Source organism: Acinetobacter sp. ANC 3903 (assembly GCF_002135315.1).
Taxonomy (GTDB): Bacteria; Pseudomonadota; Gammaproteobacteria; order Pseudomonadales; family Moraxellaceae; genus Acinetobacter.
This window is the reverse complement of record NZ_NEGA01000022.1, coordinates 33,471-44,331: the sequence shown is the minus strand read 5'-3', so window position 1 is coordinate 44,331 and position 10,861 is coordinate 33,471. Positions and strand designations below refer to the sequence as shown.

Below are 10,861 nucleotides of genomic sequence, written 5' to 3'. Positions count from 1 at the left end.
ATTGCGAATATATGTATATTCATATATAAAGCTAGGATTCATTTATAGGGAGAAAGTTCATGAATCAAATGCCCAAAGTTCAAATTTATCATAACCCGGCCTGTGGTACCTCACGTAATACGCTGGCGTTAATTCGTAATGCGGGCATTGAGCCAGAAGTGATTGAGTATCTGGTCACTCCACCTTCGAAAGAGCAGCTGGTCAAACTGATTCAGGATTCCGGCTTAAGCGTTCGTGAAGTGTTGCGTAAAAATGTGGATCCTTATACCGAATTGAATCTAGATGATGCCAGCTGGACAGATGAGAAACTGATTGATGCCATGTTAGAGCATCCGATCCTGATTAACCGCCCATTGGTCGTCACAGATATAGGGACACGTTTATGTCGCCCGTCAGAGTTGGTTCTGGATATCCTGCCTTCACCACAATTAAAAGCCTTTGCCAAAGAAGATGGTGAAGTCATCATTGATGAACACGGTAATCGTATGAAATAAAAAGACTCCGACACGAAAAAGCTCAACTTGGTTGGGCTTTTTTATGCGAAAAACACATTGACGATGATCGATATAAGTTACATACTCAATACGATAAGTCACTGATGGATAAAAATAATTGGACAATGAGCAAGCAGTTTCCCTGTATCAGGTTTTGACGGATACTACCCGTCTTCAGATCTTGCAGATGCTACAGGCAGGGGAATGTTGTGCATGCGAATTGCTACAAAATCTGGCAATTACCCAGTCCACATTATCTCACCACATGAAATGCCTAACCAACTCCGGTTTGGTCCAGCGTAGAAAAGATGGACGCTGGATGTACTATTCTCTTAATCCCATTCGTGCTGAAGAACTGTGTGTATTTACACAAGCGCTTTTATTCAGCCCAAACCAGGAGCTTTGAATGGAAAGCATAATCGCGATCTTTGCTTGGTTAAATGATGTCCTGCTTAAAATGACCTGGCTGTCCAATGGGGTACGCTGGCTGGTTGAAAATGTATTCGGTTTATCGGTCGCAACCCGGCTCGGTGGCAGTATTCATTTCTTTATCTATGATGTGTTCAAGATTTTTATTCTGTTATCAGTCTTGATCTATACCCTGTCATATATCCAGAGTTATTTTCCGCCTGAACGTACCCGACAGATTTTAGGCCGAATGACCGGGATTAAAGCCAATATCATGGGGGCTTTACTCGGAACCATTACCCCATTTTGTTCCTGTTCTTCCATTCCGCTGTTTATCGGCTTTACCCGTGCCGGGCTTCCAGTGGGTGTGACCTTTTCATTTCTAATTTCATCTCCGTTAGTTGATCTGGCTTCAATTATTCTATTGGCCAGTATTTTTAACTGGAAAATCGCCATAGTTTATGTACTACTCGGTTTGATACTGGCAGTCTTAGGAGGATCATTGATTAGCTATTTAAAAATGGAAAAGTATGTGGCTGAGTTTGTAACCCATAATCAGGCAGTACAAGGAGATGAAGATTTCAGTATGACTGCAAAAGAGCGGCGTACATTTGCTTGGGAACAGGTGGTCGAAATTTTTAGCAAGGTTTGGCTGTATGTGCTAATCGGAGTAGGGATTGGCGCAGCGATTCATAACTGGATTCCTGAACAATGGATTACGGCCTTGCTTGGCCAGGAACACTGGTACTCCGTATTGGTCGCGACCATTGTGGGTATGCCGATGTATGCGGATATTTTTGGCACCTTGCCGATCGCGGAAGCTTTAGTGGCGAAGGGTGTGGGCTTAGGTACAGTATTGGCCTTTATGATGGCGGTAACAGCTCTCTCCTTGCCATCCCTGATCCTGTTAAAACAAGTGGTAAAAACCCGCTTATTGAGCCTGTTTGTTGGGATTATTTTTGTGGGGATCTTGATTATTGGTTATAGCCTGAATACTTTTGGTTACTGGTTTTTATAAAACGTTTGGAGAATAAAATATGCAAATTAAAGTCGTCGGTACAGGCTGTCGTAAATGTAAAGCACTCTTGGCAGCGACAGAGGAAGCAGTCAAAAGCACCGGTGTGCAAGCTGAAATTGAATATGTCACTGACATGATGCAGATTGCTGAAACCGGTCTGTTAAGTACCCCAGGTCTGATTATTGACAATAAAATCGTGTCGAGTGGTAAAGTTCTGGAAGCTCAAGCTGTAGCAGAACTGATTGAAAAAAATAAATAACTTCAGAAATCACGCCTTATTAAAAAAAACCAGTGGTTCAGGCCACTGGTTTTTTTATTGAATGAACAAAAAAAAATCAGGTTCGTTATTGTTTCACAATTAACACCGGTAATTTGGCCAGCTTTAATACCTCTTCAGCCACACTGCCCAAAGTGAGTTTCTGGATACCTTTTCGCCCATGCGATCCCATCACAATCAGAGCAGCTCCTGCTTCCTCTGCTGCTTTTACAATAGTTTGCGCAGAAACTTCAGCTTTAATCAGTTGAGTTTTAACTTCACTTGCCCCTGAGTCTACTGATAATTTCTCTGCTTCAACTAAGGCCTGTGTTGCATTACGACAGGCTTCATCAAAAAATGCTTTCATGGTCGTTGAGTCTGCACCGAAGTAATAAAAATCGGTATTGGTAAACGGATTTTCTTCGACGATGCTGGTAATAGTGAGTTTGCTATCCATAGCAGCAGCTATAATCGAGGCTTGCTTGACTGCCGCTAGCGCCGGATCAGAACCGTCAATGGGTACTAAAATATTTTTATCAGTCATTCGATATTCCTTAAAGTTTCTAATCGTTAAAATTTTCTTTATTCACAACACAAAATATGAAATGGAGATTTTTTGATCGGCATATTTCTAGCCTCATTATAATCATCCGTTTATAATTTTGAACTTATACTATTTACTATATATACGGATATGTATATATTTGCATAACAGGATAGGAGCAGCTATGGACCATGTTCAGTTTTTTAAATGTTTATCCGATGAGACACGTCTCAGTATTGTCATGCTGATTGCAGAAAATAAAGAGCAATGCGTCTGTGATCTGACCGATAAACTCCAGTTAAGCCAGCCGAAAATTTCACGCCATCTGGCCTTGTTGCGTTCTTGTGGTTTGTTAAACGACCGCCGGCAAAGCCAGTGGGTGTATTACAGCATCAATCCTGAACTCCCTACGTGGTGCTTTGAAATTCTTGATGCGCTCAAACGTAGCCATGCTCCAGTTTTATTGAATCCATCTGCTCTGCCGATCCAGAGCCATTGCGAGTAAATTTTCATGAAATTTTTGTTTTTGTGCACGGGCAACAGTTGCCGCAGTATTCTGTCTGAAGTGTTGTTCAATAGCCGTGCGCCAGAAGGTTGGGTGGCTTACAGTGCAGGCAGCAAACCTTCCGGTCAGGTGCATCCTTTAACGATCAAGACCTTACAGAACCTAGGTCTATCGACTGAGGGTTTATCCAGCAAAACCATTGATGCTTGCGAACAATATCAGCCAGAAGTCGTGATTACCGTGTGTGATGCTGCGGCACAGGAAGCTTGCCCACTATATTTGGGGGGAGCCATCAAGGCGCATTGGGGGCTATCTGATCCTTCACACCTAGACTTGCCTGAAGAAGAAAAATTACAGGCTTTCTTGACCACTGTCGAGCATATTAATAAACGTTTAGACGCATTTTTCGCTCTAGATGCAAAAAAATTGAGCCGTCCTGAGCTCATTGCTGAAATCAATAAAATTTCCCATATTTAATCGAGCACATTATGTCTAAACAAGGTTTATCCTTTTTAGATCGCAACCTGACGCTATGGATATTTGTGGCCATGGCATTGGGTGTTGCGATTGGGGTGGTATTTCCACAAGCATCAACAGCACTGGATGCCATGAGCGTGAATTCGGTCAATCTGCCGATTGCGATTGGTCTGATTCTCATGATGTATCCGCCTTTGGCCAAAGTGGATTACGCGACACTGCCACAAGTTTTTCAGGATAAGAAAACCCTGGCTTTGTCATTAATCCAGAACTGGTTGATTGCCCCGGTACTGATGTTTGTCCTGGCAATCGTCTTTTTGAGCGATTATCCGGAATATATGACCGGCCTGATCCTGATCGGTTTGGCACGCTGTATTGCCATGGTACTGATCTGGAACGGTTTGGCTTGTGGGGATAACCAATATGGTGCGGCACTGGTGGCTTTTAACAGTATTTTCCAGATTCTGTTCTTTAGTAGTTATGCCTGGTTCTTCCTGACTTATTTGCCGCCATTTTTTGGGGTAGAAGGCCATGTGATCAATGTCGATTTTTGGACCATAGCCAATGCAGTATTGATCTACCTCGGTATTCCATTCCTGATGGGTTTCCTGACACGTCTGTCTTTGGTTAAAGCTAAAGGGCTGGACTGGTATCAGACGAAATTCTTGCCAAAAATTGGCCCATTGAGCTTGCTTGCGCTGCTGTTCACTATTGTGGCGATGTTTAGTCTCAAAGGTGCGGATGTGCTGAGTTTACCTTTGGATGTACTGCGTATTGCGATTCCATTGACCATTTACTTTGTATTGATGTTCTTTGTCAGCTTCTTTATGAGCAAATGGATGGGTAATGATTATCCGAAAACCACGGCCATTTCCTTTACCGCAGCAGGGAATAATTTTGAGTTGGCGCTGGCGGTCGCGATTGCCACCTTTGGTCTGGCTTCTCCGATCGCATTTACCACGATCATTGGTCCTTTGGTGGAAGTGCCGGTGCTGATTTCCTTGGTCAGCGTGTCTTTGTGGCTAAAGAAAAAATATTTTGCTTAAAAACAATTGGGATGAAATTTTCATGACACTGCCGAATATCGAATTAGACTTGCTGGAAAAACCAAGCTTTGAACAGGTGCAAGCCAAGCAGCTTGAGCATCCACCGCGTATTCTTTTACTGTATGGTTCGAATCGTGAGCGTTCTTATAGCCGTTTGGCTGTACTTGAAGCGGGACGTATTCTGGAATATTTCGGTGCTGAAGTGAAAATATTTCATCCTAAGGGACTGCCACTGCCTGAAGATGCGGACATGAACCATCCTAAAGTGAAGGAATTGCATGAGCTTTTAGCTTGGGCGGAAGGCATGGTGTGGTCTTCACCGGAGCGACATGGCTCGATGAGTTCAATTCTCAAGGCACAGATTGACTGGATTCCACTGGCGGCGGGGGCCATTCGTGCCACGCAGGGCAAAACCCTGGCACTGATGCAGGTCAGCGGTGGCTCGCAGTCTTTTAATAGCGTCAACCAGATGCGAATCTTGGGGCGCTGGATGCGCATGATCACGATTCCGAATCAGTCTTCCATTCCCAAGGCCTTTTTGGAATTTGATGAAGAGGGGCGCATGAAACCGTCGTCTCTGTATGACCGGATCGTGGATGTGATGGAAGAGTTGTATAAGTTTACTTTGCTGACCCGTGGGCAAAGTACTTATCTGACCAACCGTTATTCGGAACGCAAGGAATCGGCTGAAGAGCTCTCCAAACGGGTAAATCAGCGCAGCTTGTAGGGTAGGTTCGTTTTTGACTCATGCTGTCCTATCAATCAGATAAATAGGCTGGCACCCGCTGCAAAAGCGGGATGCTACATCAAAAACAATAGAAAAATGCAAGGGGAAAAGCTTTTGGACGCAACACAGACTGTAACAGAAGTGATCATCATTGGTGCTGGACAGACCGCTTTTTCCATGGCCTATTTTTAAAGTGCAAAAACATTCCGTTTATCCTCCTGGATGATGCCGGCAACCGAACAGACCTATCCGGCCCGTAACGAAGTGATCGACTATTTGACGGCCTATGAACAGCACTATCACTTTCCCGTAATTCGTCCCGTGCATGTGGATATTGTGGAAAGCAAGGACCAGTATGTAGAGGTCTATGCCGGGGAACGATGCTGGAAAACCAAAGCAGTGTTGAGTGCCACGGGAACATGGAGTCAACCCTTTATTCCCAAATATGCCGGTCGTGAACATTTTCAGGGTATGCAACTGCATTCGGCAGATTATCTTAATGCCGAACCATTCAAGGGCAAAAAAGTCATGGTGGTGGGCGGTGGAAATTCTGGCAGAAGTATTTTTGGTTGCCGAAACGCTTTGGATCACCCAGACACCACCGCAGTTTCTGGCAGATGATGTCGACGGCCGTATCCTGTTCTTAAGGGCGACTGAGCGCCTGAAAGCCCAGCAGGAAGGGAGAAGCATCGAGCAGCCGATTGGTGGGCTGGGCGATATTGTCATGATTGATTCAGTCAAAGCGGCACGTGAGCGAGGCGTTTTACAGAGCAAGCGTCCATTTTCAGCATTTACAGAACATGGCGTGATTTGGGACGATGGGTCTGCTCAACAGGTGGATGCGGTGATTTGGTGTACCGGATTTAAAGCGGCACTCAATCATCTCAGTAGCCTCAGGATTATTCATCAGGACCATACCATCGCGGTTTATAATGGCCGTTCGGTTCAGGTGCCGAATTTATGGCTGCTGGGCTATGGAGAATGGACCGGTGCTGCTTCGGCAACGCTGGTCGGGGTTTCCCGCACAGCTAGGGCGGTGGCGGAAGACATCGCCGTATTTCTAGCCTAAGAGATTTAATTCTGGCTCAAAGGAGCAGATTGAGTACATAAAATCTGTCTCCAATCAGCCCTACAAAAGTAATGAGCCTGTGCCTTATACGCTCATGATGAAATGTTGAGATTGCTGCTCGAGTTGTTCTTTCTTATGCTCATGAATAAGCTTTCATAACAGATCTTGCATTGGTTTGGTGCTCAGTTCGCCTTTTTTAGGTAAAAATTTAAATTTTTCTTGATCTTCCATGGAATCAATTTCTGCATCATCGAGTAGTTCACGAAATCTTCATTCCAGCTTGTGCTTGTGTTGTCTCAGCTCATGCCAGGTCGTCGATATGAAATTTTCTAAAAAATTAATCATGCCTGTTGAGTAGGGAAGGACCGGGTTTAAAGATCTGTCCAAATAACCAGCTTGCCGTAACTTTTTCAGCACCAAAATCAACTCTTAAATCAGCTCGTTGAGTTACCTTCCTCTTGATAGTTCACCAGTCTTGCCTAAGCCTTTTGTGGCATTCCCCAACTTTTAGTAGAGAGCAGAAATTCATGATTTAAAGCCATGAGAATGCTTTGCATATTGAAGCTATCCCGGTCTTCAGGTAACTGTAATAGAAGTGGCAAACGTGTCACCCCATTTTCACCATTGGCAAAAGCATAATGGCGTAGTTTAGAGTCAATCACTGGAATTAAATTCTTTGCTTCCAGATAAACACTCTCCTGAGAAGCCTGCTTTTGCATGGCAATAATTCTGAGATAGCAATGATCACGAACCTCAATCAGATTCTGTTTTAATTGATTGATCTTAAATTCATGATTTTCAGCTTTTTTAAACAACCGTTTAAGAAAACTGCTATTTTCGGTATTTTGCATTTCGCGTTCTAACTGGCGTATTTGCTGCTGGATCTCGCGAGTTTGTTCAATCGCGGCATTCAGCAGTTCTCTAATTTCCTGGGTGGGTGCTGAAACGGCCCGCACCTGTTGCTGATAGTGAAACTCATCATGAAAAATCACAAAGATTTGGGTGCGACGTTTTTCCAGTAATTTTAAATAGGCAATTAAGCGATATTTGAACAGACGCGCATGCGGATTAAACTGCAGCATCGGTTGCTGCGATAAAATTTCCAGCTGATGTAGAAACTCATTGATTAGCCTTAAAATATTTAAATAGCAATATTCTAGTTCATCGGTATGCTGCACACTGTTTTTTAAGCCTTTTAGAAAAGGTTCAAGAATATTTAAGGATAAGTCTTTCTCTAGGATTTCCAGATGTTCTTTCACCAGGTGATCGATGGAAAAACTTTGAATATTTAAAATTTCTTTTAAACTCGGGATAAGCCTGTGCTGATTATATTCATGGAGGGATTCAACCAGTTCCACAATATGCGAATTCATTTTGCGTTGAATACCAATGATTCGGTTCATCAGTTGTTTAAAATTTTCAAAATAATCTGCTTGATCCAGCTGTTGTGGGTCAAGAACCAAACCACTGATATAGAATCGGTCTTCTTTACCAAAGTTTTCTTCAGTTAAAAAGCGGCGAATTGAATAGGTCGAAGCTGAACTGTCGTAAGAGCTGCTCAGGACAAAATAATATTGAAATGTTTTGACAATTTCAAAGTCACGAATGCGTTGTTGCTGAATAAAATAATCCTGAAAAATCGCCAGTTCCTGCTCGGCATATTCACTCGGTAAAATATGGGCAAACCAGCTTCCCAGAACTTCACTTTTCATGAAGACTTCAAAGATAAAAGTTCGGACTTGCTCAATATCCAAATGCCGGTGATTTTCAGAAACAGTAAAATCTAAGTCCCGAATAATCAGGGCAGCATCATAGAGAAATGATTGTTTGATTAATTGTTGTGCCTGAATATCTTTTTGATTGTCCAGATCGATTTGATTAATTTCACGGACAATGGTTTCCAGGTAATCTGCGACCTGAAAATCGCTTTGATAGCCTTGCAGATAGCTGAAGGTGCTATTAATTCGATCTGCAAGTTGCAGTAATTCGGAGTTTTTCGTGTCAAGCTGAAGATTTTTCAGGCTAGTATGACCTTTAAACTCAAAAGTCTGGGTCAGGTAGTTCCACGAGATATTCTTGGCTTTTAAGTACTGGTCCTCTATTTTTTGATGCAATGTCTGCGGTGTCGCAGAGAGGATGGACTGCAGTTGTTGTTGCCAATGCTTATCAAGAATAGGGTCAATTTGCTTTAATTTTACCCGCAGCTGATAAGGAATATATGTTTGCATGGAGATCCAAAACCATTGTAGTGAATTCAAACTTTTAGAGAGATGCAGCACTGTGATTTATATCACAAAAACAAGGATTAGTTGGCCTTATTACGTGAAAAAAATCTAAATAAATGTATTTTTTATTTGTTAAAAGATCTAAAAGCAGAGTAGAAGTGCAAATAGTGTGAACCAGAAATTTCATTCAATGCCTAAGACCAATAAATCAGCCTTCCATCCATAGCAAACTGTGTCAGCAATACCTTCAAGATTACCTCTATAGCTCATTGACTGAACTCTAGGTATCTGAAGCATGGCAGGGAAAACTGACTACCATTTTCGGGTTACTGTACTAATGCAGATGTTCATGAAATAAGCAATAGACTTCAGTTTTTTTGTGATATAAGTATCATAAATAATGACTTGGAATTGCCCTATTGAGACAGGTTTTACTGGCGCCTCGTTTAAATCTGCGCAGCTTAATATTACTTTTAACGGTTTTAAGCGTGACCTGTCTGTTTATCTTTGCCTTATTTTTTGTTAACTATACCGTGAAAGAGCGCCTGATCGACAACTCTCTGGCCTTGAATGCCGAATATTCCTCCAGGATTGCTGCCCATACCAACTATCAGTTTGAAGAAATCTTAAAAAATTTACGCTTTAGCGCCAAGCTGCTCGGTCAAGATTTTGCTAGTGCCAGCCTGCGGAATAGTGAAACGGCACGCCTGAAAAGCCAGTCAGGAAATTTCAACAGTGTTTTTCTGGCTGACCGGGAAGGACATATCATTTCATTTTTCCCGACCACCTTAAATATTGATTCTAAACAGGTTTATAAAACCTATGGCATCACCGAGTCAATCAAACGCAAGCAAACTTATATTTCTTCTCCCTACTGGTCTTCGACCAAAAAATTGATCGTGATTATTTCTGAACCGATCTTCGATGCCCAAGGGCAATACTTGGGCTTTATTGCGGGCACGATTTATCTGCAGAGCAAGAATCTGGTCAGTGAAATGCTGGCATCCAAATATGGCTACAAGAAAAATTATACCTATGTGATGGATGACCAAAAACGCATCATTTTTCATGCCGATACTCAGCAAATTGGCCAGCAAGTCCAGGCCAGTGATGGATTAACAACCATGCTTCAGCAACAGGATGGCGCTTTCCGTCTGATGAACAGTAAAGGAATAGATAGTCTGGTTGGTTTTTCACATATTGCCAGCGTGAGCTGGATTGTGGTATCGCAGCAGCCGATTGACGAGCTGTTTGCTCAAGCCAACAGTATTATTATCAAAGTATCCATCGGGATTACCCTGTTTTATTTCTTCATTTTCTTTGTGGTCTGGCGTTTATCCGGTTTTATTGCACTGCCTTTAAACCATTTGGCGAAAATGGCCAGTATGCTCAATCAGCCGGAGATTCAGGAAAAAATTAATACAATTGACCCTGTATATTTTGAGGTTGATCAGTTCAAAAATTCCCTGATGCTCAGTTCTCAGAATTTTAATGAAAAAATTGATGAGCTGAATCAGTCGGTGAATACCGATCCGCTAACCGGTTTATATAATCGCCGCGGGATGAACCTGTTTATTGAAGAATTTGTGCGTATGCGTACGGATTTTGCTGTGCTGGCCGTGGATATCGACTTCTTTAAAAATGTAAACGACAGCTATGGCCATGACAAAGGCGATATCGTCTTACAAAAATTGGCCAGACTGATGAAATATCATTTCCGTGACAATGATATCTGCTGCCGTTCAGGGGGAGAGGAGTTTATTATTTTAATGGCTGCTTCAGACCCGACCACCGTTTTTCAGGCGGCAGAACGGCTACGAACAGCGGTTGGGCTCACCGAAATGGATGACATGGGAACAGTGACCATTTCAATTGGTATCGCTTACTGGCCGCATAGTTCTGAGGATGTGGAAGAGGTATTGAAAATGGCAGATCAGCAGCTGTATCAGGCCAAGCGTGAGGGACGTAACTGCACGCGTTAATTTCAGCTATCTAACTGATGCAAACACGACGGAGAGACCTGGAGGTATCTGATATATGCGATTGGCTGTAGGCAGCTCTCATGCCACCAGGTATTCACAGATTATTTACA

General features: G+C 42.8%; 11 protein-coding genes and 1 pseudogene. 10 read left to right on the top strand and 2 right to left on the bottom strand.

Going from position 1 to position 10,861, the window contains the following annotated elements; translation table 11 throughout:
• The first annotated feature begins 59 nt into the window (after nt 1-59).
• The 4 genes from arsC to B9T29_RS14900 all read left to right on the top strand — a co-directional run bounded on the left by arsC (nt 60) and on the right by B9T29_RS14900 (nt 2,179).
• A complete protein-coding gene (arsC, locus tag B9T29_RS14915) occupies nt 60-494 on the top strand; it encodes an arsenate reductase (glutaredoxin) (RefSeq protein ID WP_086176678.1) in 435 nt (144 codons plus the stop codon).
• 118 nt (nt 495-612) lie between these two features.
• Complete coding sequence (locus B9T29_RS14910) at nt 613-900, top strand: ArsR/SmtB family transcription factor (RefSeq protein ID WP_086176677.1); 288 nt, start codon at nt 613-615, stop codon at nt 898-900.
• On the top strand, nt 901-1,920 hold the full coding sequence (locus B9T29_RS14905) for a permease (RefSeq protein ID WP_086176676.1): 1,020 nt from the start codon (nt 901-903) through the stop codon (nt 1,918-1,920).
• A 19-nt stretch (nt 1,921-1,939) separates the two neighbouring features.
• Nucleotides 1,940-2,179, top strand: coding sequence for a thioredoxin family protein (locus B9T29_RS14900; protein ID WP_086176675.1), 240 nt, complete (start codon nt 1,940-1,942; stop codon nt 2,177-2,179).
• An 85-nt stretch (nt 2,180-2,264) separates the two neighbouring features.
• Here B9T29_RS14900 and B9T29_RS14895 read toward each other — a convergent pair whose 3' ends face one another.
• Nucleotides 2,265-2,720: a universal stress protein gene (locus B9T29_RS14895; protein ID WP_086176674.1), complete on the bottom strand. Its 456-nt coding sequence runs from the start codon at nt 2,718-2,720 to the stop codon at nt 2,265-2,267.
• Between the two features lie 184 nt (nt 2,721-2,904).
• Here B9T29_RS14895 and B9T29_RS14890 point away from each other — a divergent pair, with 184 nt between their 5' ends.
• The 5 genes and pseudogenes from B9T29_RS14890 (at nt 2,905) to B9T29_RS14870 (ending at nt 6,544) form a co-directional block, all read left to right on the top strand.
• Entirely contained in the window at nt 2,905-3,225 is a 321-nt protein-coding gene (locus tag B9T29_RS14890; protein WP_086176673.1) for a metalloregulator ArsR/SmtB family transcription factor, read from the top strand.
• A 6-nt stretch (nt 3,226-3,231) separates the two neighbouring features.
• On the top strand, nt 3,232-3,702 hold the full coding sequence (locus B9T29_RS14885) for an arsenate reductase ArsC (RefSeq protein WP_086176672.1): 471 nt from the start codon (nt 3,232-3,234) through the stop codon (nt 3,700-3,702).
• An 11-nt stretch (nt 3,703-3,713) separates the two neighbouring features.
• Nucleotides 3,714-4,748, top strand: coding sequence for an ACR3 family arsenite efflux transporter (gene arsB / locus B9T29_RS14880; RefSeq protein WP_086176671.1), 1,035 nt, complete (start codon nt 3,714-3,716; stop codon nt 4,746-4,748).
• 22 nt (nt 4,749-4,770) lie between these two features.
• Nucleotides 4,771-5,475 carry an arsenical resistance protein ArsH gene (gene arsH, locus B9T29_RS14875; RefSeq protein WP_086176697.1) on the top strand — a complete coding sequence of 235 codons (705 nt, stop codon included), beginning with the start codon at nt 4,771-4,773 and terminating at the stop codon, nt 5,473-5,475.
• A gap of 177 nt (nt 5,476-5,652) precedes the next feature.
• Nucleotides 5,653-6,544, top strand: a pseudogene (locus B9T29_RS14870) (ArsO family NAD(P)H-dependent flavin-containing monooxygenase).
• 479 nt (nt 6,545-7,023) lie between these two features.
• Here B9T29_RS14870 and B9T29_RS14860 read toward each other — a convergent pair.
• A complete protein-coding gene (locus B9T29_RS14860) occupies nt 7,024-8,772 on the bottom strand; it encodes a hypothetical protein (RefSeq protein WP_086176670.1) in 1,749 nt (582 codons plus the stop codon).
• A gap of 416 nt (nt 8,773-9,188) precedes the next feature.
• Here B9T29_RS14860 and B9T29_RS14855 point away from each other — a divergent pair, with 416 nt between their 5' ends.
• Entirely contained in the window at nt 9,189-10,751 is a 1,563-nt protein-coding gene (locus B9T29_RS14855) for a sensor domain-containing diguanylate cyclase (RefSeq protein WP_086176669.1), read from the top strand.
• The last annotated feature ends 110 nt before the right edge of the window (nt 10,752-10,861 follow it).